The 26,270-nt window shown below is 72.7% G+C and carries 19 protein-coding genes and 1 pseudogene; 10 read left to right on the forward strand and 10 right to left on the reverse strand.

Annotated elements, in window-relative coordinates; all coding sequences use genetic code 11:
- Positions 1 to 10 precede the first annotated feature (10 nt).
- The gene (locus tag AB0C27_RS11420; RefSeq protein WP_357841404.1) at positions 11 to 427 is read left to right on the forward strand and encodes an Rrf2 family transcriptional regulator; all 417 of its coding nucleotides are present in this window, start codon (positions 11 to 13) and stop codon (positions 425 to 427) included.
- A gap of 56 nt (positions 428 to 483) precedes the next feature.
- Positions 484 to 1,023 carry a hypothetical protein gene (locus AB0C27_RS11425; RefSeq protein WP_357841407.1) on the forward strand — a complete coding sequence of 180 codons (540 nt, stop codon included), beginning with the start codon at positions 484 to 486 and terminating at the stop codon, positions 1,021 to 1,023.
- Positions 1,024 to 1,080: 57 nt separating this feature from the next.
- Here the strand turns inward: AB0C27_RS11425 and AB0C27_RS11430 are convergent, their stop codons facing one another.
- A complete protein-coding gene (locus AB0C27_RS11430; RefSeq protein ID WP_357841410.1) occupies positions 1,081 to 2,124 on the reverse strand; it encodes an endo-1,4-beta-xylanase in 1,044 nt (347 codons plus the stop codon).
- Between the two features lie 166 nt (positions 2,125 to 2,290).
- Entirely contained in the window at positions 2,291 to 2,890 is a 600-nt protein-coding gene (locus AB0C27_RS11435) for a hypothetical protein (RefSeq protein ID WP_357841413.1), read from the reverse strand.
- A 338-nt stretch (positions 2,891 to 3,228) separates the two neighbouring features.
- On the opposite strand from AB0C27_RS11435, the gene AB0C27_RS11440 reads away from it, so the two are divergent.
- Together AB0C27_RS11440 and AB0C27_RS11445 are read left to right on the forward strand one after the other, a co-directional pair.
- Positions 3,229 to 3,846, forward strand: a complete 618-nt coding sequence (locus AB0C27_RS11440; RefSeq protein ID WP_357841416.1) for an acyl-CoA dehydrogenase family protein — start codon at positions 3,229 to 3,231, stop codon at positions 3,844 to 3,846.
- 207 nt (positions 3,847 to 4,053) lie between these two features.
- Positions 4,054 to 5,205: pseudogene (locus AB0C27_RS11445) on the forward strand (LLM class flavin-dependent oxidoreductase); the annotation flags it as partial.
- A 22-nt stretch (positions 5,206 to 5,227) separates the two neighbouring features.
- Here AB0C27_RS11445 and AB0C27_RS11450 read toward each other — a convergent pair.
- A complete protein-coding gene (locus tag AB0C27_RS11450) occupies positions 5,228 to 6,349 on the reverse strand; it encodes a DUF418 domain-containing protein (RefSeq protein WP_357841419.1) in 1,122 nt (373 codons plus the stop codon).
- A gap of 107 nt (positions 6,350 to 6,456) precedes the next feature.
- Positions 6,457 to 7,431, reverse strand: a complete 975-nt coding sequence (locus tag AB0C27_RS11455; protein WP_357841422.1) for an aldo/keto reductase — start codon at positions 7,429 to 7,431, stop codon at positions 6,457 to 6,459.
- Positions 7,432 to 7,549: 118 nt separating this feature from the next.
- Here AB0C27_RS11455 and AB0C27_RS11460 point away from each other — a divergent pair, with 118 nt between their 5' ends.
- The 6 genes from AB0C27_RS11460 to AB0C27_RS11485 all read left to right on the forward strand — a co-directional run bounded on the left by AB0C27_RS11460 (position 7,550) and on the right by AB0C27_RS11485 (position 15,662).
- A complete protein-coding gene (locus AB0C27_RS11460; protein ID WP_357841425.1) occupies positions 7,550 to 8,320 on the forward strand; it encodes a phytanoyl-CoA dioxygenase family protein in 771 nt (256 codons plus the stop codon).
- Between the two features lie 150 nt (positions 8,321 to 8,470).
- Entirely contained in the window at positions 8,471 to 10,069 is a 1,599-nt protein-coding gene (locus tag AB0C27_RS11465; protein ID WP_357841428.1) for a S8/S53 family peptidase, read from the forward strand.
- Positions 10,069 to 10,758, forward strand: coding sequence for a sigma-70 family RNA polymerase sigma factor (locus AB0C27_RS11470; protein WP_357841431.1), 690 nt, complete (start codon positions 10,069 to 10,071; stop codon positions 10,756 to 10,758). Before AB0C27_RS11465 ends, AB0C27_RS11470 begins: the two co-directional genes overlap by 1 nt.
- The gene (locus tag AB0C27_RS11475) at positions 10,755 to 11,252 is read left to right on the forward strand and encodes a hypothetical protein (RefSeq protein WP_357841434.1); all 498 of its coding nucleotides are present in this window, start codon (positions 10,755 to 10,757) and stop codon (positions 11,250 to 11,252) included. The genes AB0C27_RS11470 and AB0C27_RS11475 overlap by 4 nt, the downstream gene beginning before the upstream one ends.
- Before the next feature lie 16 nt (positions 11,253 to 11,268).
- Positions 11,269 to 13,824, forward strand: coding sequence for a CHAT domain-containing tetratricopeptide repeat protein (locus AB0C27_RS11480; protein ID WP_357841437.1), 2,556 nt, complete (start codon positions 11,269 to 11,271; stop codon positions 13,822 to 13,824).
- A 143-nt stretch (positions 13,825 to 13,967) separates the two neighbouring features.
- Positions 13,968 to 15,662 carry an NAD-binding protein gene (locus AB0C27_RS11485; RefSeq protein WP_357841440.1) on the forward strand — a complete coding sequence of 565 codons (1,695 nt, stop codon included), beginning with the start codon at positions 13,968 to 13,970 and terminating at the stop codon, positions 15,660 to 15,662.
- 15 nt (positions 15,663 to 15,677) lie between these two features.
- On the opposite strand, the gene AB0C27_RS11490 is transcribed toward AB0C27_RS11485, so the two are convergent.
- From AB0C27_RS11490 to AB0C27_RS11515, 6 genes are all read right to left on the reverse strand, one after another.
- Complete coding sequence (locus AB0C27_RS11490) at positions 15,678 to 17,789, reverse strand: DEAD/DEAH box helicase (protein ID WP_357841443.1); 2,112 nt, start codon at positions 17,787 to 17,789, stop codon at positions 15,678 to 15,680.
- A 186-nt stretch (positions 17,790 to 17,975) separates the two neighbouring features.
- The gene (locus tag AB0C27_RS11495) at positions 17,976 to 20,258 is read right to left on the reverse strand and encodes a SpoIIE family protein phosphatase (RefSeq protein WP_357841446.1); all 2,283 of its coding nucleotides are present in this window, start codon (positions 20,256 to 20,258) and stop codon (positions 17,976 to 17,978) included.
- Positions 20,255 to 24,226, reverse strand: coding sequence for a HAMP domain-containing protein (locus tag AB0C27_RS11500; RefSeq protein ID WP_357841449.1), 3,972 nt, complete (start codon positions 24,224 to 24,226; stop codon positions 20,255 to 20,257). The genes AB0C27_RS11495 and AB0C27_RS11500 overlap by 4 nt, the downstream gene beginning before the upstream one ends.
- Positions 24,227 to 24,529: 303 nt before the next feature.
- Complete coding sequence (locus AB0C27_RS11505) at positions 24,530 to 24,895, reverse strand: STAS domain-containing protein (RefSeq protein WP_357841452.1); 366 nt, start codon at positions 24,893 to 24,895, stop codon at positions 24,530 to 24,532.
- A 104-nt stretch (positions 24,896 to 24,999) separates the two neighbouring features.
- The gene (locus tag AB0C27_RS11510) at positions 25,000 to 25,653 is read right to left on the reverse strand and encodes a TetR/AcrR family transcriptional regulator (protein ID WP_357841455.1); all 654 of its coding nucleotides are present in this window, start codon (positions 25,651 to 25,653) and stop codon (positions 25,000 to 25,002) included.
- A gap of 159 nt (positions 25,654 to 25,812) precedes the next feature.
- Positions 25,813 to 26,256, reverse strand: coding sequence for a CBS domain-containing protein (locus AB0C27_RS11515; protein WP_357841458.1), 444 nt, complete (start codon positions 26,254 to 26,256; stop codon positions 25,813 to 25,815).
- Positions 26,257 to 26,270 lie beyond the last annotated feature (14 nt).

Consider the following 26,270-nt stretch of genomic DNA (forward strand, 5'->3'; position numbering starts at 1 on the left):
CCCGCCGCCCATGAGAATCTCCGCCCGTACCCAGTACGCCCTAGGCGCCATGCTCGCCCTGGCCGTGGCCGACCGCCCGGTGCACGCCGAGCGGATCGCCGTCACGCAGGAGATCCCGCGCCGCTTCTGCGACAACATCCTGCTCCAACTACGCCGGGCGGGCCTGATCCGCAGCCAGCGGGGCCCCGACGGGGGCTACTGGCTGGCCCGCCCGGCCGGGCAGATCGCGCTCGCCGACGTCATCCGCGTCACCGAGGGCGCGGAACCGCCCGCCCGGCCCTTCTCCCCGGCCGCCGCGCCGCTGGCCGAGATCTGGGACCGGCTGCGCAGCCACGAGAACGCCCTGCTCAGCGAGATCACCCTGGCCGACGTGATCGCCGCCGGCGACTCCAACGATTCGGCGGTAGCCGGTCGGGAGGTGCGGTGAAGACCTCCGGCCGTTGACGGGCGCCGTGACCCCGACGGGCTGGCAAGCTGTATCCCGTGGCTTTCCGGGTGCGCGAGTTCGAGCTGGCGCTGATGCACCGCATGAAGGACCTCAACGCCGGCAAGGTGGAGGAGGCGCTGCACGGCATGGGCGCCTCCCGCGCCGAGCTCCGTGAGGCCCACGCCCACTGGACGCGGCTGGCCCACGCCCCGAGGGCGCCCAAGGGGGCCGCGGCGCTGCGGATGGCGCTGGGGGCGCCGCCGTACCGGGACAGCAGGCCCGCGGGCAGCCTGACCTGCGACGTGCTGCGCTGGCCGCTGCCGAGCTGGCCGGGCCTGGCGTTCGAGGCCCTGGTCGGCCCCGGCGGCGAGGTGTGGAACCAGTGGTTCGTCCGGCCCGAGGGCCCGGCGGAGGTGGCGTTCGCGGACCTGACACCGTGGACGTGCGTCGTGGCCGACCTCGGCGCGAGCTTCCCCGGCGCCGTCCAGATCGAGGGCCCCGCCCCGCAGCACTGGACGGTCGACTTCCCCCACGACGGCCGCACGTACCGCGCCCGTTTCGTGTACGGCCTGCTCCAGCGCCTGGACCCGTCCTGACGAGACCGCCGCCCAGGTCCGCGCCGAACCACTAGTGCGGACCTGGGCCGGGCGGCGTCAGCGGGGGCGCTTCACCGTCAGCAGCGCCCGGTAGGCCGGCTTGGGCGCGAGGTTCTCGTCGAGCAGGCAGGCCGAGCCCTCACCCTCGAACCAGCCGGGCACCCACGAGTGCCGGTCGGTGTAGCCCCACACGGTCAGCTCGCGGCACGCGCGGACGCTGAGGCAGTCGGAGAGCGCCCGGCTGTAGTACGTGGCCTGGGTCGCCAGCTTCTCCGGCGTCACGGGCAGCACCATGCGCACGTCCAGCTCGGTGACCGCGATTTCGAGGCCCAGACCGGCGAAGCGGCGCATCACGTTCGCCCAGTCGCCCGGGTAGTCGTACTGGATGCCCAGGTGGCCCTGGAAGCCGGCCCCGTGGATCGGCACCCCCTGCGCCCGCAGGTCCTTGACCAGGGCGAAGGTGGTCTCGATCTTGGGGGCGTTCCACTCCAGGTTGTAGTCGTTGATGTAGAGCTTGGCGTGCGGGTCGGCCTGGTGCGCCCAGCGGAAGGCGTCGGCGATGTAGCCGGGGCCGAGGTGGGTCAGCCAGAGGGTCTGCCGCATCGTGCCGTCGTCCTCGACGACCTCGTTGACCACGTCCCAGGCCCTGATCTTGCCCTTGTAGCGGCGGACCTGGGTGGTGATGTGGTCGCGCAGGATCTTCCTGAGCTCGGTGGCGTCGATCGAGCCGTCGGCCACGCCGCTGGTCAGCCAGGCGGGCAGCTGGTTGTGCCAGACGAGGGTGTGGCCGCGTACCTGCTGGTGGTTGCGGCGCGCGTTCTCGACCAGTGCGTCGGCGTCGGCCCAGGTGAACACCCCGCGCTCCGGCTCGACGGACTCCCACTTCATCGCGTTCTCCGCGGTGACGTGGCTGAACTCGCGGTTGAGCACCCTGCGGTAGTCGGACTCCGCGCGCAGGGCGGCGATGTCGACGGCAGAGCCGATCTTGACGCCGGTCTGCTGCGCGAGCTGCCGCAGGTCGCGCGGTGGGCGCGGATGGGCGGACGCGGGCAGGGCCGGGGTGGCGAGGACGAGCGCTAAAGCGATGATCAGGAGCTTCACCGTGTTACCTCCGATGCCGGAGCCGGGGGTGCCAGACGAGCGCGACACGCGACCGAAAGTTTCGGTGGTGTGTCGATAATTTCACCGGCTGCCGGAACCGTAAGCGCTGCCCGGACAGGTCGTCAACCTCCGGGCAAGGGTCAATCGGTGGACTCCGCCGGTCCGATCAGACGAGCACCAGGATCGCGACCCCGAGCGTGAAGTCGAGCACCGCGCAGAACTCCGCCAGCGACCGCGTCACCACCTGGTTCGCCCGCCAGACGACGACGTCCTGCACGGCGTGGCCGATGAGGGCGGCGGCGACGAGATAACTTCCCGCGACCGGCGACAGGGACAGTGCGACGACCGCGGCGCCGCCGAAGACCAGCATGAAGGGCACTTGCAGCGCGGTCAGCGGCGGCCGCCGCGCCACGCCGGCCACCAGGGCCAGTACGGTCACGCACACCGCCCCGCCCACCAGCGCCGGCCACGGGTCCGCGTCGAGCACCCGTGCCACCGCCACCCCGACCACGGACGCGACGAACAGCGGCCAGACCACGGCCGGCCGGCCGAGCAGCGCGGTGCCCAGGTAGATGAGCGCGGCCAGGAACACGATGAGCGCCTGGGGCCGGCCGTCGTCCATGCCGAAGGCGCTCTGCGCCATGACCGCCAGCCCCAGCCAGGTGGGCCAGCGGTGGGCGATGCCGAGCAGCACCCGGATCGGCAGCGGTCGCTCCGCGCCTGCGGGGGTGGGTGTGGGCTCGGCTGAGGGCGTTATGTCGGTCATGCACACGACTGTCACGCACGCCCCCATCCTCCGCCGAGTCGTGGGAAAGGCCAGGTCCGCAATCTTGGGCACCCTGTCCGCCGGGCCCCGGTCGTCCGAATTACATGTATATCCAGTAGGAAATGTTGACTTTCTCCAGAAGGGCTCGTAGCTTCAAGGGCATGAGCCAGGGCCTCCACCTGACCCGGCGCCCGCACGTGGACTTCGGTCACGTCGCCAGCGCGCAATGTCGCTGATCACGAAATCTCGCCGTTTCACCCCTTTGTCCCTCCCGAAGAGGAGAGATTCGTGATCCACCATGCCTCGACCGCCGTCCCGTACCCGATCGGAGACGGCTCGTGACGCTGCCGGAGGTACGGACGCCGCCCCTCCAGGAGAGGAAGCCGCTGGAGGTGGTGACCGTGCCCGCCGAGCACGTGATGCCGGTCCGCCGCGACGACCTCAGCACGTTCCGCAGCTTCGGGCTGCTCATCCACGCCGCCATCGACACCGGCATCGCCGAAGGAGCCCTCACCGAGGCCGCCGCCTTCCTGCGCGGCTACACCAAGGGCGGCTGGCCGGGCGCCCTGCCGGAGAAGGTGGTCGAGGACCCGGTCGTCGTCCAGCGCTTCGGCGAGCTGGCCGTGCTGACCAGGGCCGCCAGGGCGCTGCTGGAGAGCGCGGGCGAGGCGGTGGACCGGGCCCGCGCCGCGGCGCCGGAGGAGTTCGAGGAGCTGGCGGGAGAGGCCGCCGTCGCCATGGCCGCCGCGCGGGCCCAGGCCGACCGGGCCGCCAACCGGGTCACCTCCGAATGGTTCGAGCTGGCCGGGGCGAGCGCCGCCCGCGGCCCGCTCGGATTGGACCGGCACTGGCGCAACGCGCGTACGCACACCGTGCACGACCCGCGGCGGGCCAAGGTGCACGACGTCGGCAACTACCACCTCAACGGCATCGCCCCCAGGGGTTTCCCCCGATGAGCGGCATCATCCATTTCAACCTGTTCGAGATGAACTGCGTCGGCCACATCCAGCACGGCCTGTGGACCCACCCGGGCAACAACCGCCACCGCTACACCGACCTGGAGTACTGGACCGACCTGGCCAGGCTGCTGGAGCGCGGCCTGTTCGACGCCGTCTTCCTGGCCGACGTCGTAGGCGCCTACGACCGCTACCGGGGGCCCCGAGACCGCCATCCGCGAGGCCGTGCAGATCCCCGCCAACGACCCGCTGCTCGTGGTGCCCGCGATGGCCGCCGTGACCAGGCACCTGGGTTTCGCGGTGACCTTCTCCACCACGTACGAGCCGCCGTTCGCGCACGCCCGCCGCATGTCCACCCTCGACCACCTCACCAAGGGCCGGGTGGCCTGGAACGTCGTCACCTCCTACCTGCGCAGCGCCGCCCGCAACTTCGGCCTGGACGACGAGATCGAGCACGACCTGCGCTACGAGATCGCCGAGGAGTACCTGGAGGTGCTCTACAAGCTGTGGGAGGGCAGCTGGGAGGACGGCGCCGTGCTCCGCGACCGGGAGCGGCACGTCTATGCCGACCCGGCCAAGGTCCACGCCATCGACCACGTGGGCAAACACTTCCGGGTCGCCGGGCCGCACCTGTCGGAGCCGTCGCCGCAGCGCACCCCCGTCCTCTACCAGGCGGGCAATTCCGAGCGCGGCAAGGAGTTCGCGGCCAGGCACGCCGAGGCGGTCTTCACCGGAGGCGCGTCCCTGGAGGCGCTGCGCGAGGACATCGCCGACACCCGGCGCCGGGCCGCCGCGTACGGGCGCGATCCCGCCCACATCACCTTCTTCCCCGGCGCGTCCGTCATCGTGGCGCGTACACAGCGGGAGGTGGAGGCCAAGGTGGCCGGCCTGCAGCGGCACATCAGGCCGGAGGGCTTCCTGGCGCAGCGCGGCAGCGGCATCGACCTGGCCGCCTACGATCCGGGCGAGCTGATCGACGACATCGTGGCCCGCGGCGGCGACTTCACCGAGCGGGCCGTGCGTCCACTGGCCGGCCGCGGCCTGCGGGTCGGCGACGTGCTCGACTCGGTCGGCCGGATCGGCGCAGGCGGTCCGTTCTTCGTCGCGGGCACGCCGGGGCACGTCGCGGACGAGATCGAGCGCTGGGCCGACGAGACGGGCGCGACGGGGTTCAACCTCATGCAGTACCTGTCACCGGGCACCGCGGAGGACTTCATCGAGCTGGTCGTGCCGGAGCTGCAGCGGCGGGGCCGCTACCGCACCGAGTACGGTGACTCGACGCTGCGTGAGCGGCTGCTCGGCCCCGGCGTCAACCGCCTGCCCGCCACCCACCCGGGCGCCGCCCACCGCCGCCCCTGACCCCGCCCGCTCCACCGGCCGGCTATCGGCTCGCCTCGGCGGGTGCCTGCCGCCACGGCGCCTGGTAAGCCCACTGCCAGGCCAGTTCGATCGGCCCGCGGTCGAAGCGGCGCAGCCACAGTGACGACAGGGACATGAACAGCAAGCAGATCCCGGCCCAGGCGACCGGCACCCACCAGGGCCGCAACCCGTCCAGGCGGGTGGCGAGGCCGAGGCCCCAGCCGTAGCAGAGCGCGCCGGCGACCAGATTCTGGAAGACGTAGCACGACAGCGCCGTACGGCCGACGTTGGTGAAGCCGCGGCGCAGGACGCCGGGCGCGCTCCGCGCCCGCAGCACGATCGAGGTGATCAGCGCCAGCAGGCCCAGGGAGACCAGCGGCGCCACGAGGTAGCGGTCCACCATGAACCAGGCGGGCCCGGAGAACGAGGTGAGCAGGTTCAGCGGCACGCCCGCGCCGATCCCGGCGGCGATCAGCCGGCCGCGCAGGCGCGCGCCGCGTTCCTCGAAGACGCCGGCGCGCATCAGCCGCGCGCCGAGCAGGAACAGCACGATGCCGAGCGGCACGATGAAGAGCAGCTCCGCGCGGAAGATCGCGGCGTGGCGCAGGCGGAGCTCCACCTGCTCCAGCCAGCCGGACGGGTGCGGCGCCGCCGTGCCCCCGCCCGCCGGCACGATCATGAGCAGCGCGGTGAGCAGGCCCACCATGGCCAGGAGCAGCGTCCCGGCCGCGACCATCCAGGCCGTGACGACGCGTTCGCTCCGCCCGATCAGGTACGCCACGATCATCGAGGTGATCGCGTACCCCATGAGCACGTCGAACTCGAAGATCAGCACGTAGTGCAGGATCCCCTCGGCCAGCAGCAGCGTGGCCCGCCAGAGGTAGCGTCCCGGCCAGGTCAGGCCCCGGCGCACCGCACTGCGGTACTGCAGTTCGAGGCCGACGCCGAACAGCAGGGTCAGCAGCCCGAGGAACTTGCCGTTGGACAGGAACCGCAGGAACGTCTCCGCCCCGCCGGCGTCCGCGCCGAGGCTCAGGAAGGCCCCGGGGCCGCCGGGGTCGGTGAAGATCCAGATGTTGGTGCCCAGCGTGCCCATGATGGCCACGCCGCGCAGCACGTCGAGTGCGCCGATGCGTCTGTCCACGCACTCAAGCCTGCTGGCGGGCGGGCTCGTACTGATCGTCCCCAGGAGCGAAATGGGCGGTACATCGATTGATGTACCGCCCCGATACTTTGGTCACCCACGTTGGGTCAGGACTCGACGCCTGACTCCTTGGCGGCCCGTTCGATGGTGGCCAGTTCGTCCTCGGTGAAGTCGAGCCGGTCCACCGCGGCCACGTTCGCCTCAAGCTGCTCGGGGCTGGAGGCGCCCACCAGCACCGAGGTGATCCGTGGGTCGCGCAGCGCCCACGCCAGCGCGAGCTGGGCCACCGTCTGCCCGCGCGCGCTCGCCAGCTCGGCCAGCGCCCGGACGAATGTCAGCACTTGCGGCGTCACCCGGTCCGGCGTCAGGAAGCGGCCCTCGGCCGCCCGCGAGTCGGCCGGGATGCCGTTCAGGTACCGGTCGGTCAGCAGGCCCTGGGCCAGCGGGGAGTACACCACGCAGCCCATGCCCTCCTGTTCGAGCACGCCCAGCAGCGACTCCTCGATGCGCCGGTTCAGCAGCGAGTACGACGGCTGGTGCACGAGGAGCGGCGTGCCGAGCCCGCGCAGCAGGCGGGCGGCTTCGGCGGTGCGCTCGGGGGAGAAGTTGGAGACGCCGACGTAGAGGACGCGGCCGGTGCGGACCATGTGGTCGAGCGTGGCGACCTGCTCCTCCAGCGGCGTGTCCTCGTCGTCGCGGTGCAGGTAGAAGATGTCCACGTAGTCGAGGCCGAGCCGGGCCAGCGAGCGGTCCAGGGTGGCCAGCAGGTGCTTACGCGAGTTGCCCTTGCCGTACGGGCCGTCCCACATGGGGTTGCTGCCCTTGGTGGTCACCACGGCCTCGTCGCGCAGCGACCGCGGGAAGATCCGCCCGAACGCGGCCTCGGCGGCGCCGATCGGCGGGCCGTACCGGTCGGCGATGTCGAAGTGGGTGATGCCGAGATCGAGGGCCTTGTGCAGGATCGCGCGCTGGCTTTCGAGCGGCTTGGCCTCGCCGAAGTTGTGCCACAGGCCGAGCGAGACGGCGGGGAGGAGCAGTCCGCTGCGGCCGCACCTCCGGTACGGCTGGCGTTCGTAGTCCACGGGGGTGACCTTCCGCAAAGATCGCAATGAAACGTTTTACGGAGCACAGTCAATCATCTTTCTGACGCCCGGTCCCCGGCCGTACCGGTACGAAGTGGACAGGCGGCCCACAGTGGGCATGACCATGGAGGAACTGGAGGGCTGCATGAACGAGATCTCCCCGGCACGGTTCTACCGGGACAACGGTTACGCGCTGGTCAGCGGCCTGATCAGCGCCGACGAGGCACGGGCGTACCGCGAGGAGTGCCACGCGCTGCTGGCGCGGCTGCGCCCCTCCGACCCCACCTGGGGCAGCGCGCGGCGGATCGCCGGAGGCGGCGCCACCGAGCTGCGCCACTGCCACGACGCCCAGTTCTACTCGGCCGCGTTCGCCCGGCTCATCGTCGACCCCCGCTTCACCGACGTGGCGGCGGAGCTGATGGGCTCGGGCAACGTCCAGCTCCACCACACCAAGATCTTCGTCAAGCCGGCGGAGAAGGGCTCGCCGTTCCCGATGCACCAGGACGCCGCCCACTTCCCGCACACCAAGCACACGGTCGGCGCGGCCATCTTCCACTTCGACGACGCGCCCGAGGAGAAGGGCTGCGTACGCGTCGTGCCGGGCAGCCACCGGCAGGGCCCGCTGCCGCACGTCGAGGAGGGCGGCTGGCACCTGCCGCCGTCGAGCTGGCCGCTGGAGGAGGCGGTGCCGGTCGAGGCGCGGGCGGGTGACGTGCTGTTCCTCAACTATCTGACCGTGCACGGGTCCGGGGTGAACCGGTCCGACGAGGCGCGTACGACGCTGCTGGTGCAGTTCCGCGACCCCGAGGACCTGCCGGCCGACGACGTGCACCGCTCACGCGGGCAGGGGATGATGCTGCGCGGCGTCGACCCGCTGGCCGGCCGCTGACCGCCGCACCCGCTTGACCACCCGCGCCCGCCCGGCCACCTGCGCCGGCCTGGCCGGACGGGATCGTGATGCTTCCGTTACCCGGCGCCGCGTATCGCCGCCGCCGATCCGCTCTCGTACGCCACAGAGGGAAGAACGGAGGCGGTGCAATTGACCATCGACTACATCCCCGAGCCGACCGGGCGCGGTGGAGGTGAGCCCTTCGGGCCGTCCTGGCAGGGGGTCACCCTTCCCCGCGAGATCCTCGACCGGCACGGCGCCAAGGTCCTCGATCCGTGGGCCGTCGGCCTGGACCCGGGCGAGACCCGTCCCGACTCCACCGTCTACCGCGCGGACGTGCTGCTGGTCCCCGGCCAGGTGCTGCGCGCCCGCGAGGCCACCGACTGGATCGACGCGGCGCTGTACGACGTCGGCCTGAGGCTGTCGCAGGCCAGCATCGACCGCGCCCGCGACCGCGAGCTCGGCGCCGAGACCGTCTGGATGCCCGCCGTCCTGGAGATCGCCCCGGAACGCCGGGACGTGCGGGCGGACGCCTGGCCCGCGCTCCGCGCCCTGCGCAGGCGGCTCACCGAGGAGTCCGACACCGCCCAGGCCATCAGGGACGGCGTCGCCCAGATCTCGCTCGACCACCTGTTCGTCGGCTCGGCCACGAGCGGGATCGGCTCGCTCAGCCTCGGCGGCGAGCCCGCCACCAGCGGACACGCCGTCACCGACGAGCCCGGTACCGCCACCCGCCCCGGATACGGCCGCGTCCCCCTGACCGTGGTCGCCGGGCCGCCGCGCCGCCGCACGCTCGAAGAGCTCGGCGGGCCCAGGATCACCGTGGTCATCCTCGACACCGGCGTGGCCGCGCACCCTTGGTTCCTGCCGGTCACCGAGCCCGACGCGTTCCTCACCGTCGACCCGGACGGGCAGCAGCTCATCGAGGACACCCACCCCGCCTACGAGGGCCGCGACATCGCCAGGCTCGTCGGCTACGAGGACCTCGGCCACCTGCCCAACCCGCTGATCGGCACGCTCAACTCGCACACCGGCCACGGCCTCATGCTGGCCGGCCTGATCGCCCAGATCGCGCCGGACGCCCGCGTCCTTTCGTACAAGGTCATGCACAGCGACGGCGTGGTGCCGGAGGAGGCCGTGCACGCGGCGCTCGACCGCCTGCTCGCGCTGATGGACGCCGGGCGCAACATCGATGTGCTGTGCTGCTCCTTCGGCGGCTTCGCCGAGACCGGCGACGCGGCGATGCAGGCGCTGTTCGACAAGGTCAACCAGCTCCGGGCGCGTGGCGTCATCGTGGTCAACGCCGCCGGCAACTACGCCACGAGCCGGCCCTTCTACCTCGCCGCCCTCTCCGAGACGGCCGTGCCGGGCCCGCCGGTCGCGCCCATGCTCGGCGTGGCCGCCAAGAACCCCGACGGCACGATCGCCATCTTCAGCAACGAGCATCCCGCCGTACGCTGGCGCGCCCCCGGCGCGATGGTCGTCAGCACCTTCCCGCCCCAGTTCAGCGGCGCCCAGAGCGCGCTGCTCGCCACGGGGGAGCGGGCCTCGCTCGACTGCGACGCCATGGGGCCGTTCTGCGGCTGGAGCGGCACCTCCTTCGCCGCCCCGATCGTCGCGGGCGTCATCGCGGCCGAGCTGACCAGGACCATCGGGCAGGTGGGCGTCGATCCCGTCGAGCGGGCCAGGGCGGTCATCGACCGGATGATCGGGGACAAGGTGGCCCGGCCGGAAGTCGTGCGCATCTGATGGCCGGCGACCCGGTGACAGGCCATGCCCCCACCGCCGGGGCGCCGGCTTCCAGGGCCCCCGTTTCCAGGGACGCAGCCTCGGGAGCTCCGTCCGGCAGGGCCCGTGCCCGCGCCGCCGGGGCCGAGCGCCGCGCCCGGCTCGCGGAGCTGCTGGTGGCGGCCAGGCAGGGCGACCGCGCGGCCCTGGACGCCATCGTCGCCGAGCTCACGCCCGTGCTCTGGCACACCGCGCGCAACCAGGGCCTGAGCAGCCAGGCCGCCGAGGACGTCGTCCAGACGACCTGGCTGACCCTGCTGCGCCGCCTGGACACCATCGCCGCGCCGGGCGCGCTCATCGAATGGCTGGTCACCACGGCCAGGCGCGAGGCGTGGCGGGTCAGCGCCGCCTCCCGCAAGGACGACCTGCCCGGCGACGACGTGTTCGACGACCTGCCCGACGGCGTGCTGACCCCCGACGAGCTGCTCGTGAACGACGAGCGGCGGCGCGCGCTCTGGCAGGCGGTCGAGAGCCTGCCGAAAAGGTGCGCGGAGCTGCTCAGGATCATCGCCTTCGTGCCGCGCCCGCACTACGACGCGGTGGCCGCCGCGCTGGACATGCCGCTGGGCAGCATCGGGCCCACGCGCGGCCGGTGCTTCGCGAAGCTGCGTCTGGTGCTCGCGAAGGATCCCGATTGGAGTCCCCGATGAACATCACTGAGGGGAGCAGCTCTCCCCATCTCACCCCCGAGGACCAGTTGCTCGCCGAGGAGATCGCGGACGTCTACCACATGGTCGATCCCGTCCCCGCGACCCTGGTCGAACGCCTGCGCTTCGCGCTGGCGCTGGAGTCGGCGGACTTCGCCGTTCTGCGGCCGTTCGAGGAGGCCGGGCTGCCGTCGGGCGTGCGCGGCGGCGAGGACAGCCGCACGATCACGTTCGACAGCGAGATCCTCACCATCATGATCAGCGTGAGCGCGCGCGACGATCACGCCGTACGGGTGGACGGCTGGCTGGCGCCGCCCGGCGAGCACCTGGTCGAGCTGCGTACCGGGGGAGGTGCTCAGCACGTGAGGGCGGACGACCAGGGCAGGTTCGTGCTGGACGTGGTGCCGAGGGGATTGTCGCAACTCGTGGTGCGCCAGGGGCTTGATGATCCGGCGCGGGCGACGATACTGGCGGTGACTCCCTCACTCATCCTCTGACCCCCGCGAGGTCCGATTGCGTGACCACGAGCCGGTGACCGAGCTGCGCGAGCGGGTGGAACGCCTGCACAGGCTCAGCGTCGAGGCGACCGACGACGGCCGCCCGGCGCTGGCCGCCCGCAGGCTGCGGCAGGGCCTCCGCCTGCTCGGCTGGACCGCCGCCGCCACGCCGGGCGCGAAGTCCGCTCCCGGCGAGGGGCCCGGTGAGGGGCACGACGGGCTGCTCGCGCGGCTGCTGACCAGCCTCGCCCACGCCGAGGCCGAGCAGGGCCGCACCGGGCTCGGGATGGAGCTGCTCGACGAGGCCCAGCGCCGCGCACCGGCCGGCGAGGAGGCCATCGTGCACGCCCAGCGCGGCCTGCTGCACCTGCGCATGGGCTCCAACGCCGAAGCGCTGCGGGAGCTGGACATCGCCGTCCCCAGGCTGGTCGGCGGCGACCCGGTCGAGCTGGCCAGGGTGCTGCTCAACCGGTCGGTCATCCGCCTCATGACCGGCAGCGTCCGTCAGGCCAGGGACGACGCCCGCAGGAGCGCCCAGCTCGCCCACGCCCACGGCCACCGGGTCATCGCCGCCAAGGCCCTGCACAACGACGGCTACTGCGACCTGCTGCTCGGGGACGTGCCGGCCGCACTGGGGGTCTTCGCCCGGGTGGAGGAGCTCTACCGCGACCTCAACCCCGGCTTCCTGCCCGTGCTGGCCCTCGACCGGGCCCGGGCGCTGCTGGCTGTGGGCCTGACCGACGAGGCGGGCCGCACGCTCGATCGGGCCGCCGACGGTTTCCGCAGGCAGCGCCTCATGCAGGACTACGCCGAGGCCGAGCTGGCCAGGGCCCAGTGCGCGCTCGACGCGGGCCGCCACGACGAGGCCCGCGACCGGGCCAGGCAGGCGGAGACGCACTTCCGGCGCAGGGGGAGCACGGCGTGGGCGCTGCGCGCGGCGCTCATGCGGCTGCGTTCCGAGCTGGCGCTGGGCAAGGCCCCCGGCTCCGTGGCCCGGCGCGCGGACGACCTCGCGGCGCGCTTCGCGGAGCTGGACATGCGCGACGACGCGGAGATGGCCCGCCTGGTCGCACTCCGGGCCCAGGTCGCGGCAGGCGCCATGCCCGGTACGACCGCAGGGTCCAGAGGTGGGCCGCTCGACGTGCGGCTCATGCGGCACCTGGCGGAGGCCGAGCTGGCCGGGGCGCAGGGGCGGCGAGGGCCGGCGCTGCGCAAGGTGCGCTCGGGGCTGGCGCTCATCGACTCCCATCGGGGTCGGCTGGGCAGCCTCGACATGCTCACCGGCGTCGCCGCCCTCGGCGCGGACCTGGCCGCCTACGGCCTCAGGGCGGCCCTCGACGGCGGCTCGCCCCGCCAGGTGTTCGTCTGGTCGGAACGGTGCCGGGCGCAGGCGTTCCGCTACCGGCCGCCGCGCGCCGCGCAGGACCCCCGGACCGCCGAGGCGCTGGCCGAGCTGCGGCAACTGGCCCAGCGGATGCACGCCGACGAGGCCGCAGGACGCCGCCGCCCGGCGCTGCGCAGGCGCTGCCTGGAACTGGAGCAGGTGATCAGGGAACGCGGCTGGCAGCTGCCCGGCGTCGGCGAGCGGCTGGCCCACGCCCCGGCCCCCGAGGTGGAGTCGGCGCTGGCCGAGGACGATCTCGCCATGGTGAGCCTGCTGAACGTGGACGGCACGCTACTGGCGCTCGTCCTCGTCCGCGGGCGGTGCCACCTGCACCGGCTGAGCGCGTACGAACCGGTCGCGGAGGCCGCCAGACGGCTGGCCGGAGACCTCAACGCCCAGGCGGGACGCGCCCTGCGGCCCGCGCTGAAGGAGGTCATCGAGGCGTCCGTCCGGCGCCAGCTCGGCGTCATCGCCGGCACGCTGGAGGCGCCCCTGCGGCAGGCGCTCTCCGGGGCCAGGGGGATCGTGCTCGTCCCGACCATGGGCCTGTCGGCCGTGCCCTGGGGCCTGCTACCCGGCCTGAACGGCATGCCGCTGGTGGTGGCCCCGTCCGCGCTGGTCTGGCTGGCGGCCAGGCGCGCCGGCGACCCGTACGACGGCGGCCCTCCCGTACTGGTCGCCGGGCCCGACCTGGAGCACGCCGAGCGGGAGGTCGAACGGCTCGGCGCCGTGCATCCCAAGGCCTTGCGGCTGAGCGGCGAGCAGGCCACCGTGCCGGCCACGCTCGCGGCGCTCGACGGCGCGCCGTTCGCCCACTTCGCCGTGCACGGGCACCACGAGCGCGAGAACGTGCTCTTCTCCCGCCTCGACCTGGCCGACGGCCCGCTGATGGCCCACGACCTGCAGAGCCTGCACCGGGCGCCGGGACACGTGGTCCTGTCGGCCTGCGACGTGGGACAGGCCGTGGTCAGGCCAGGCGACGAGCTGCTCGGCTTCACCGCCGCGCTGCTCCACCTCGGCGCCTCCACCGTCGTCTCCAGCCTCACCCGCGTGCCCGACCAGGTGGCCGAGCGGGTCATGCTGGCCTACCACCAGGGCGTGGCCGACGGCGCGCGCCCCGCCGACGCGCTCGCCACCGCCTCGGCCGCCGAACCCGCCTCCACCTTCGTCTGCTTCGGCGCCGGCTGAGCTCTCCGGGCCGGCCTCCGGCGGTTCAGGCCGGCTGAGCTCTCCCGGCCGCCCTCGGCCCTTCAGGCGGTAACGCGGCGGCCGTGCCCGGGTATGAAGAGGGTGGCGATTCCCGTCGTCTCCCGGATGCGGAGCGAGGTTAGATGAAGGAAACGACCTCCATCAGGTCCTCGGTCATGGTGGCGTTCGGGGTGCTGGCGGTGCTGTCGCTTGTCCTGGGTTACGCGGGGCTGCGCGTCTACCTCGCGGACGAGCCTCAGGTCTCCTTCCTCGACCTGGTCTACTACGACCTGCAGCTCTTCGTCATCGACAGCACGCCGCTCGGCGAGGGCGGCCCGCTGCCGTGGCCGCTGGAGATCGCCAGGTTCACCGCTCCCGCGGTCACCGTCTACGCGCTGATCGAGACCGTACGGCTGCTGCTGAGCAGCGAGTTCCGCCGGCTCAGGGCACGGGAGTCGAGCCGGCACGCGATCGTCTGCGGCACGGGGGCGCTGGGCCAGGCCGTGACCCAGCGGCTGCGCGAGGAGGGCCGCAAGGTCGTCGTCATCGGCTCCGCGGGCGGTGACCTGCCGCGCGCCCCCGGCGTCCTGCACGTCACCGGGGACGCCACCGACCCGCTCGTGCTGCGGGCGGCCGGCGCCGGGCGGGCCAGGACCGTCTACGCCTGCGAGGACGACGCCACCGTCAACGTGGCCATCGCCGCCACCGTACACGGCATGGACCCGGCCGCGCCGGTGGCGGCGTACGCGCACGTCCCCGACCCCGGGCTGTGCGCCGCGCTGCGGGCCCGCAGGCTGGGCGTGGGCGAGCCGCGCGACCACCGGCTCGACTTCTTCAACCTCGACGAGCTGGCCGTCCGTGTGCTGCTGGCGCGCGATCCGGTCGACCAGCCCAGGCCGGTGCTGCTGCTGGGGCTCAAGACCTTCGGCGCCGCGCTGCTCGTCGAGCTGGCCAGGCGGTGGCGGCTGCTCGCGCCGCCGCCCGGCACCCGGCTCCCCGTACGGGTGATCGCGCCGGAGGCGGAGTCCGAAGTGGCGGTGCTGTGCCGCACGTACCCGTTCGTGGCCGAGAACTGCGCGCTGACCTGCGAGAACGGCGGCGTGGACGACCTGCGGGAGCTGCTCGAAGCGGGCAAGGAGGACCCCCAGCGGGTGTACGTGTGCTACGCCGACGAACACCTGGCCCTGACCGCCACGCTGACCGTCGCCCCGCTGTGGACGGGCGCGCCTGTGGTCGTGCGGGTGAGCCGGCGGCGGATGTTCGGCGAGGTGTTCCGCGACGGCCGGTTGATGGAGGACCTGGCCGGGTCCCTCCAGATCTTCGCCGTCACCGAGGAGGCGGGGAAGCCCGATCTGATCGACGAGGACGTGATCGAGCGCATCGCGCGGGCGATCCACGACAGGTATGTGCTCGCGTGCGTCCAGCGGGGTGACACGCCCGGCGGGAACGCCTCCATGGTCCCGTACGAGGAGCTCAGCGAGGCCAAGAAGGGCCAGAACCGCGACCAGGCCGCCCACATCGGGGCCAAGCTGGCGGCCGTCGGCTGCGTGCCGGCGCCGAGCACCGCGGCGCCGCACACGTTCGCGTTCACCGGGGAGGAGGTGGAGCGGCTGGCCAGGATGGAGCACACGCGCTGGATGCGATACCTCACCGACAGGGGGTGGGCACACGGAGCCGAGCGCGACTACGGCGGGCGGCGGCATCCCGACCTGCTGGACTGGGAGTATCTGTCCGAGCAGGCCCGCGACAAGGACAGGGAGGCCGTCGCGCAACTGCCCGACATCCTCCAGGACGCCGGCTTCCGCATCGTCAGACTGCCCGCGACCACCGGCCCCTGACCGGGCGGCGGGCGGTCAGGAGGGCAGCAGGCGGCGCTGTTCCTCCTCCACGACCTGGCGTGCCAGCGACTGCTCCGACACGTCCACCGCGTCACCCGACGACTCGGCCAGGTCGCTGCGCCTGGCGTAGGCGTCGAACAGCTTCGACTTGCGCCGCAGGATGTCCAGCATGCGCTGGTCGACCGAGTCCACGCTGAGCAGCCGGTGCACCTGCACCCGGCGTACCTGCCCCATCCGGTGCGCCCGGCCCGCCGCCTGCGTCTCCATGCTGGGCTTGACCTGCGGCTCGCACAGGATCACGACCGACGCCGCCTGGAGGTTGAGCCCCACCCCGCCCGCCTGCACCTGGCTGAGCAGCACCGCGTGCCCGGCGGCGGCCGAGAAGTCGTCCACCACCTGCTGGCGCCGCTCCGCCGCCATGCCACCGGACAGCGGCCCGTGCGCCCGCCCGTCCAGCGCGTCGCCCACGGCCGCCAGCACCGCCTTGAAGTAGGAGAACACGACCACCTTCAGCCCGTTGGCCTCGGCGTCCTCGACCAGTTCGAGCAGGCGCTTGAGCTTGGCGGAGGTGGCCGGCTCGGCGTACGCGGCGCGCCGCATGGCCATGAAGTTGCCCTCGGCCACCGCCCGCCGGTAGGCCTCGAAGTCGGCGCCGCTGAACTCCACCCACTCGTCGGCCTCCACCCGCTCGGGCAGCTCCGACAGCACGTCCTGCTGGTTGCGCCGCAGGTAGACGGGCGCGACCGCCTTGCGGAACGCCTGCGCACCCGCCACCACGTCACTGCTGCGCAGCCCCGCCGCCAGCTCGGGCCGCAGGTAGCCGATCAGCGTCCTGAACTCCTCGACCCGGTTCTCCATCGGCGTCCCGGTCAAGAACAGCACCCGCCGCGCCCGCCCGCACCACGCGGCGACCGCCCGCGAGCGCCTGGTCTCCGGGTTCTTGACGTAGTGCGCCTCGTCCACGACCAGCATGCCCACCTCGGGCACGCCCGTCGTGCCGGGCTCCAGGCGGTGCAGGCTGTCCAAGGTGACCACGGCCACGCCGCCGGCGCGGGTCCACTCCCGCAGGGCGGCGAGCCGGTCGGGCCCGTGCAGCGGGTACGCGCCCAGCGTGCTGCGCGTCTCGATCTCGCGTACCCAGTTGATCAGTACGCTCGCCGGGCAGGCCACCAGGAAGTGCGTCTCCCCGCCCGCCCGCAGGTGCGCCAGCGCCGCGATGGCCTCGATCGACTTGCCCAGCCCCATCTCGTCGCCGATGATCACCCGCTCCTGCGCGAGCGCGAACCGTGCCCCGAACGCCTGGTAGCCGCGCAGCGACACGCGCCGGTGGGCGTCGTCGAGCGGTTGCGCCGCGACCTTGGCGGCCAGGTCGTCGGGCAGCAGCCCCTGCTCACGCCCGAGCGGCTCCCCGGCCATCTCCGCCAGTAAGCCGAAATATTCCGGCGAACGGGATTCGAAGTCCGCCCACGCCTCGAAGTCCCGCGCCGCCGGTCGCAGCAGGTCGGTGGTGACCTGCGTGAGCAGCAGCCGCTCCCCGAACCCGGCCAGCAGCTCCTCGATCGCCGCCACCGCCGCGCGCGCCCGCCGGCGCCGCCGGGGGAGGGTGAGCGCCATCCGCAGCCGGCTGCGCGCCGGGCGCGCCTCGGCCAGCAGCGGCTCCAGCCGCCCGGCCACGTCGCGGGCGGCGCCGAGGGCGCGCGGCAGGTCGGGGCCCACGTTCACCAGGCGGTGCAGGGCGATCACCAGCTCGGTGGTGTGGTGGTCGGGCTGGTCCACGTCGAGCCGCAGGCCGGCGGCCTCGGCGGCGGCCTGCTCGATCTGCCGGGCGGCCGCGTGGATCTGCCCCGCCGTGCGCGCGCCGATCCCCGGCAGCAGCTGCAGCTGGTACGGCGTCGTCTCCAGCACCTGCCGCACCGTCGTGTATCCGGCCTTCTCCAGCGTGCCGACGCGCAGCCGCCCGTCGGTCACGTCCTTCAGCCGGGAGACGGGCACGGCCTCCAGCCCGGCCCTGGCCAGGTCGCGGCGCAGTGCGTCGAGCGCGTGCGCGGCCTGCGCGCGCACCGAGCCGTGCTCGTCGAGCAGCGCGCGTGCGTCGGCCAGCAGCCGGTCCGCGTCATGGAAGTCCACCGGATCAAGCATGCCCCAGCCGGGCCGCCGCACGAAATCCCCAGCGGTACGGCCTCCGCCTCGCCGGCCTGCCCTGACGGCCCCGATCCGGCAGCCCCGATCCGGCGGCCCGGCCCCATCGTCGGGTCCCGCTGCCGGGTCCCGCTGCCGGGCCCCGCAGTCGGGTGACGCGGTCAGGTGACGCGGTCAGGTGACGTGCACGCCGATGAGGCAGGTGTCGTCGTCGGTGTCGGAGTTGCAGTGGGTGAGCAGGTCGTCGAGGCGGTGGTCGAGGGTGGCCGCCGGCCGTCTGGCGATGGCCAGCAGCCGGTCCTGGGCGTGCCGCAGGTTGTGGTCGCGTCGCTCGATCAGCCCGTCGGTGTACATGAGCAGCGTGTCGCCGGCCCGCAGCCGTACCAGCCCCTCCTCGTACCTGGCGTCGGTGAACGCCCCCAGCAGCGGCCCCTTGACCTGCGCCAGCTCCGTCCCGTCGCCCTCGCGCAGCAGGATGGGCGGAAGGTGGCCTGCCCTGGCCCAGCGCAGGGTCCTGGTCGGCGGGTCGTACAGGCCGCAGACGGCGGTGGCGGTCATGCGGTCGGCGAGGTGGTGGGCGACCTGGTTGAGCCAGGACAGGAGCTGGGCCGGGCCCGCCCCGGTGGCGGCCAGGCCGCGCAGCGCGTTGCGCAGGATCACCATGCCCGTGGCCCCCTCCACGCCGTGCCCGGCCACGTCGCCCACCGACAGCAGCACCTGCCGCGAGGGGAGCGCGACCGCGTCGTACCAGTCGCCGCCGACCAGGTGCTCCTTCTGCGCGGGCCGGTAGCGGACGGCGATGCGCAGCCCGAGCGAGTCGATCCGGCCGTGCGAGGGCGGCATGATGGCCTGCTGCAGCTGCAGGGCCAGGCGGTCGCGCGCGGCCGACTGCTCCTCGGTGTGGGCGAGCTGGTCGCGGGTGACGGCAAGCGCGACCTCCGTCCAGTGCTGAGAGGAGATGTCCTGGTACGCCCCCCTGACCGCCATCAGCCGCCCGTCGGGCCCGAAGACCGGCTCGGCCACCACCCGCATGTGGCGGTCCACCCCGTCGGCGCGCTGGAGCCGGAACGCCGTGGCCGAGAAGCGCCGGTGGTGCAGCACCGTGCGCAGGAAGCGGCCCAGGGCCACCTCGTCGTCGGGGTGGGCGTGGTCGCGCAGGCGTTCCAGGGGGATCGGCGGGTCGCCGGGCGTGAGGCCGTACAGGGAGTAGAGCTGGGCGTTCCAGGTGATCTGTCCGGTGAGCGCGTTCTCCTCGAAGCCGCCGATGCGGCCCAGCCGCTGCGCGTGCTCCAGCAGCCCCGCCAGCCGGGCGTCCTCGTCGTGCTCGCGCCACACCAGCAGCAGGCTGTCGCCGTGGCGGGTGATGCTGACGTCGGCCACGCCGGTCGTGGTCAGGCCGAACGGCATGCGTTCCGCGCGGAAGGGCCGGCCGGTGGCGTGGACGTGCTCCAGCCGCGCGAACAGGTCCTCGGCGGCCACGGGGCAGACCTCCAGCAGCAGCGAGCCGGGCACCAGCGGGTACGCCTCCAGCAGGAGCCCGTCACCGGCGGTGATCCGCTCGTTGACGTGCCGGACGCGGAAGTCGGCCGGCTCGCCGTCCGCGCCCAGGTGCGCCCGCAGCACCACCGCCGGATCGGGCAGCGTGTCGGCCAGGTCCACGATCTCCGTCCTGGCGGGCGTGGCGGGCGCGAGAGTCGCGAACGGCGCGTCCAGCGTGTGCGCGCACAGCTCGGCCAGCGCCTCGATCTGCCGCTCGATCCTGGGCGGACGCGGCGGCAGCGCGCGCGGCCAGCAGATCTCCAGCACGCCGAGCTGCCGCCCGGCCGAGGTCATGGGCACGGTGACCCGGCCGCCGGCGGAGGTGGGGCGGCCGATGGCGGGCAGGCTGGGGTCGGGATGCCAGATCATGCGCCGCTCGGTCAGCGACCGCCCGGCCGGGGTGAGCACGCCGGGCGGCACGTGCCGCCAGCGCCGTGCCTCCTCGGTGCCGAAGCCCGCGTAGCCGGCCAGGGTGAGGGCGCCGCCGGGCTCGGCCGCCCACACCGCCACCGCCGTGGCCCCCAGCGGGGCGAGCGCGTGCTCCAGGAGTCCCGCGGCGGCCGCCTGGGTGTCGGGGGCCCCGAGTGCCGCACTCTCGGCCACGCGCAGCCGTACCGCGGCCTCGGGATCGGCCTCGCCGGCCGCGCCGATGCGGTCGCCGGCCACCGCGCGCAGCACGTCGGCGGCGACCTCCAGCCGGGAGACGCCCGCCTTGGCGGCGAGCGTGGCCAGTTGCTCGGCCGCCTGCGCGGGCCCGCATCCGAGCCGCTCGATCAGGACGCCCTTGGCCAGCTCGATCAGGGCGCGGTCGTCGGCCTCGCGCCGGGTGCGCTCGGCCTCGCGGCGCAGCCGTTCGACGGTCGCCGCCAGCCGGTCCAGGCCGGGTTCGGCCCGCGAGGGGTGGGAGTGGCCCGTCATCGGGACGGGTCCATCCAGTGCTGGATGCGCTCGATGAGATGGTCGGCGTCGACCGGTTTGGTGACGTAGTCGCTGGCCCCCGCCGCCAGGCTCTTCTCCTGGTCGCCCGGCATCGCCTTGGCGGTGACCGCGATGATGGGCAGGTCGGCGTATTGCGGCATGGCTCTGATCGTCTCGGTGGCCGTGTAGCCGTCCATCTCCGGCATCATGACGTCCATCAGGATCAGGTCGGTCTCCTCGTGGGCGGTCAGCGTGTCGATGCCCTTGCGGCCGTTCTCGGCGTGCAGCACGTTGATGCCGTGGATCTCCAGCATGCTGGTGAGGGCGTAGAGGTTGCGGGCGTCGTCGTCCACGACCAGGACCGTGCGGCCGGCCAGGGTGTTGTCGATCTCCCGGCCCTCCGCCGCGGTCACGGCGCCGCTCCTGACCAGGGGCAGCACGTCGCCGGGCTGGTTGGCGGTCAGGTGCAGGGCGATGCGCTCGCGCAGCTCGTCGAGGCTGGACAGCAGTTCGAGCGGCTGGTTGGCCAGGCTCACCTCCTGCTGCGGGTGGGAGCGCCAGTTGTTGTACGCCAGCACGGGCACGCCGTGCAGGCGCGCGTCCCCGTCCATGACCTCCAACAGTCGATATGCCGAGATGTCGGGCATGTCGAGATTGATGACGATGCAGTGGCAGGTCTCGCCGGCCAGCAGCACCCGGCCCGCCTCTTCGGCCCCGGCCGCCGTCACGACCTCCAGCGAGCCGCCGAGATGGTGCGCGCTCGCCAGGTCACCCACGACGCTCTCGGTCACCAGCGACAGCAGCCCGTGCTGTCGCTCCTCGATGACCAGCAGCCGCCGCGCCGCCATCGGCGCACCCTCCGCGAGCTGCGCGCTCTGCCGCTTCTCCGCGGGCACCACGGCCACCTGGGCGTCGAACCCGGGCCGCGCCACCGGCAGATACAGGCTGAACACGCTGCCCTGCCCCGGCGTGCTGTGCACGGTGATGGCCCCGCCCAGCAGGTACGCGATCTCGCGGCAGATCGACAGGCCCAGCCCCGTGCCGCCGTACTTGCGGCTGGTGGTGCCGTCCGCCTGCTGGAACGCCCCGAAGATCACCTCAAGCTGCTGCTCGGGGATGCCCACGCCGGTGTCGATCACCCGCAGCGCGATCGCCGGCCCGTTCGGGCGCACCGACGGCGGCAGCTCACTGGCGGCGGCCGGCTCGATGCGCAGCTCCACGCTGCCCGTCTCGGTGAACTTGACCGCGTTGGAGAGCAGGTTGCGCAGCACCTGGCGCAGCCGCGAGTCGTCGGTGAGCAGCTCGGCGGGCACGTTCGGCGCGGTGGTGACGCGGAAGTCGAGGCTCTTCTGGCCGGTCATCGGCCGGAACGTGGCCTCGACGTAGTCGAGCAGCTGCGGCAGCTGCACCCACTCGGGGTTGATGTCCATCTTGCCCGCCTCGACCTTCGACAGGTCGAGGATGTCGTTGATCAGCTGCAGCAGGTCGGAGCCGGCCGAGTGGATGATCCCGGCGTACTCGACCTGCTTGGGCGTCAGGTTGCGGGTGTGGTTCTGCGCCAGCAGCTGAGCCAGGATGAGCAGCGAGTTGAGCGGCGTGCGCAGCTCGTGGCTCATGTTCGCCAGAAACTCGCTCTTGTACGTGGACGCCAGCGACAACTGGTGCGCCCGCTCCTCCAGCTCCTGCCTGGCCTGCTCGATCTCCAGGTTCTTGGTCTCGATGTCCTGGTTCTGGCGGACCAGCAGGGTGGCCTTCTCCTCCAGCTCGGCGTTGGAGCGCTGCAGCTCCTCCTGCTGCTGCTGCAACTCCTCCGAACGGGCCTGCAGCTCCACGGCCAGCCGCTGCGACTCCTTGAGCAGCTCGTCGGTGCGCGCGTTGGCCACGATCGTGTTGAGGTTGACGCCGATCGTCTCCATGAGCTGGTCGAGGAAGGCCCGGTGCACCGGCGTGAACGCCTGCACCGAGGCCAGCTCGATCACACCCAGCACCTGCTCCTCCACCACGATGGGCAGCACGATCACCGACGTCGGCTCCGTCCGGCCGAGCCCGGAGGAGATCGTGATGTAGCCGGGCGGCAGGTCGGTCATCGCGATCGTCCTGCGGCTGCGCGCCGCCTGCCCGACCAGCGCCTCGCCCAGCTTGAACCGGGCCGGGCGATCGGGGGCCATCGGATAGCCGTACGCGCTGATGAGCTGCAGCTCGCTCTCCTCGGCCAGGAAGAACGCGCCGTACTGGGCCGCGACCAGCGGCGCCAGCTCGTTCATCACCAGCTCGGCCACGGCGGCCAGATCGCGGTGGCCCTGCATCAGCCCGGACATGCGGGCCAGGTTGGACTTGAGCCAGTCCTGCTGCTCGTTGGCGCTGGTCGTCTCGCGCAGGGACTTCACCATCGAGTTGATGTTGTCCTTCAGGTCCGCCAGCTCGCCCTCGGCGTCCACGGTGATGGACCTGGTCATGTCGCCGGAGGTGACGGCGCTGGTCACCTCGGCGATGGCGCGGACCTGGCGGGTCAGGTTGCCCGCCAGCTCGTTGACGTTCTCCGTCAGCCGCTTCCACGTGCCGGACACGCCCTCGACCTCGGCCTGGCCGCCGAGCCTGCCCTCGCTGCCGACCTCCCGGGCCACCCTGGTGACCTCGGCGGCGAACGACGACAGCTGGTCGACCATCGTGTTGATCGTGGTCTTGAGTTCGAGGATCTCGCCGCGGGCGTCCACGTCGATCTTGCGGGTCAGGTCGCCCCTGGCCACGGCCGTGGTGACCTGGGCGATGCTGCGGACCTGGTTGGTCAGGTTGTCGGCCATCGAGTTGACGTTGTCGGTGAGGTTCTTCCACGTGCCGGCCACGTTGGGGACCCGCGCCTGCCCGCCGAGCTGCCCCTCGGTGCCGACCTCCCGGGCCACCCTGGTCACCTCGTCGGCGAACGCGCCCAGCGTGTCGACCATGGTGTTGATCGTCTGGGCGAGTGCCGCGACCTCGCCCTTCGCCTCGACCGTGATCTTCTGCGACAGGTCGCCGCGGGCCACGGCGGTGGCCACCTGGGCGATGCTGCGTACCTGGTTGGTCAGGTTTGAGGCCATGACGTTGACGTTCTCCGTCAGGTCCTTCCACGTGCCGGACACGCCCCTGACCGTGGCCTGGCCGCCCAGGTTGCCCTCGGTGCCGACCTCGCGGGCGACCCTGGTGACCTCGTCGGCGAACGAGGAGAGCTGGTCGACCATCGTGTTCAGGGTGTTCTTCAGCTCCAGGATCTCGCCCCGCGCCGACACCGTGATGCGCTGCGACAGGTCGCCGCGCGCGACGGCGGTGGCCACCTGCGAGATGTTGCGCACCTGGTCGGTGAGGTTGCCGGCCATGAAGTTCACCGAGTCGGTCAGCGCCCGCCAGGTGCCGGCCACGCCCTTGACGTCGGCCTGGCCGCCTAATTGGCCCTCGGTGCCGACCTCGCGGGCCACCCTGGTGACCTCGTCGGCGAACGACGAGAGCTGGTCCACCATCGTGTTGACGGTGTTCTTCAGCTCCAGGATCTCGCCGCGCGCGTGCACGGTGATCTTCTGCGACAGGTCGCCCTTGGCCACCGCCGTGGTGACCTGGGCGATGCTGCGTACCTGGTCGGTGAGGTTGCCCGCCATGGCGTTGACGGACTCGGTGAGGTCCTTCCACGTGCCGGACACCGCCGGCACGTCGGCCTGCCCGCCGAGCCGCCCGTCCGTGCCGACCTCCCGCGCCACCCTCGTCACCTCGGAGGTGAACAGCGAGAGCTGGTCGACCATGCCGTTGAACACCGAGGCGATCTCGCCGAGCAGCCCGTCGGCGTCGTCGGGCAGCCTGGTACGGAAGTCGCCGTCCCTGACGGCGGTCAGCCCGGCCAGCAGCCGGCGCAGCTCCTGCTCCTCGCCGGCCTCGCCTGAGCCTCTGGGGCGCTTGACCCGTGCCGCCGAACGGGACGAGCCGACGCTGGGATCGCTCATCGCATCTCCTTGAGCAACGCGGAAAGGTGCTGCGGGACGGAACGTCTGCGCGATGCGTAAGACCTCAAGAGGAATCCTCCTCGGCGGGCGATCGGCGATGAAGCAGAGCGCCTCTCCCCGGAGGGAGAGGATGGATACCGGTCCTGCGTGCCTGAGTTGCTCAGGTAGCGGAGAGAGTAGCCGGACGTGCCCGCCGCGCGCGCTAGCCGCGAGTTGTCATCTATCTATCACAGGACGTGTACGGGTGGTGAGAACACTCTCACCCGCACATCCCGTCGCCGCGGCCAGGCCCTTCAGCCCTGCTCAGAGGGAGGGCTGGGAGGAGCGGGCGGCGGCGGCCACGGCCTGCTCGACCGTGTCGTGCAGCGGCAGGTGCGCCACCACCCCCGTGATCTCGAAGAGCCGGGAGGGCAGCGGCTGCACGCCGGCCAGGTGCACCGCCCCGCCCTGCCTGAGGCAGTCGGTGGCGCACATCAGCAGGACGTGCAGGCCCGAGCTGTCCATGAACGGCACTCCCGACAGGTCGAACACCAGGGTCTCGGCCGGGCTCCGCCTGACCTCGCGCAGATGACCTTCGAGCTGCGCCCGGTTGGTGGCGTCCATCTCGCCGGTCACGGCGATCACGGTCACCTCGGGCAGGTGCTGGTACGCCAGCGTCAGGGACGGCATCGGCGGGGTCACCGCTCTCGCCGGGATAATGCGGCCATCAACGAAATATAGACCGCCGGACTCGCCCGCGACATCCCGCGTTCATGCCGTCGGGTCAGGCCGGGTCATGGCGTCGGGTCAGGCCGGGTCAGGCCGTCTGCCGGGCCGTCTGCCGGGCCGGGCGCGAGCAGCGACGACATCGTGGTGACCAGCACGTGCTCGACCTCCTCCGGCTTCAGCCGCCCCGCGTCCCGCTCCCGCGCGGCGGCGTGGATGATCGCGAAGAACGTGGTCACCAGCCACGGCAGCGGCAGGTCGTGCCGGAAGTCGCCGTCGCGCCTGCCGCGCTCGATGAGCCGCCGCACGCGGCGCAGCGGGCGCTCGTGCCGCTCCCTGTTCCGCTCCCCGGCCGGATCGGTGGCCGGCGCCCGGTCCGCGGCCAGGAACAGACGGCGATGCCGGTCGAGCACCTCCCACGCCGATCGGAGCAGCCCGGCCATCGCCTCTGGGGCCGGCGCCGCGTCGATGCACTCGTGCTCCAGCGCGGCGTCCGTCAGGTCCACCGCCCGGTCGAGCACGGCGCCGACCAGCGCCTCCCGCGAGGGGAAGTGGCGGTAGAGGACGGGCAGGCCCACGCCGGCCGCCTCTGCGACGTCGGTCATGCCGGCCGTGGGATCGGCGCTGAGCAGCCTGGTCGCGGCGTCGAGGATCGCGGCGACGTCCCGCTCGGCCTCCGCGTGCCGGGCGGGTACGGGCTGACGTGCCGCGGTCCTGACCATGGGACCAGCCTACGACCCCGTCCGCACCCGTTTCCGCAGGCACCACCCTTGACCGGCACCGGTTCCGTTAGGCACCACCGTTGACCGGCACCCGTTCCGGTAGGCATCGCCCTTGACCGGCACCTGTTCTGCCGAAGGCCGTGCCCAGGGGCGCCTTCGTCAGAGCAGCAGTGCCCGGTCGAGAAGGGACTGCAGGGTCACCGCCCCGATCAGGCGATCACCCTCCACCACCGCCACCAGCGGGCTGTGCGTCCGCGCCATCAGCGCCGCCAGCTCCAGCACGGTCGCGTCCGGATCCGCCACCGGCAGCTCGCGCCGCTGCTCGGGCAGGCACTCCCGGACGCTCTTGCCGCCGAGCCGGTGCAGGAACCGGTCCGCGTGTGCCTCGTCCACCACCCGCGCCAGCGCCGGATCGTCCTGGCAGTACGCCGGCACCGCCAGCCGCAGCACCTGCGTGCCGGGCAGGATGCTGTGCGGCCGGCCGCTCTCGTCCACCAGGATGAGGCCCGGCAGATCCAGGTCCGCCAGCAGCTTGGCGGCCTCAAGCGCCGGGGTGTCGAGGGTGACCGTCGGGAACTCGACGGCGAGATCGCGTGCGCGCATCAGTGATCCTCCGC

Origin of the sequence: Nonomuraea sp. NPDC048882, assembly GCF_040649755.1 — a bacterium.
In the GTDB taxonomy this organism is placed as follows: Bacteria; Actinomycetota; Actinomycetes; order Streptosporangiales; family Streptosporangiaceae; genus Nonomuraea; species Nonomuraea maheshkhaliensis.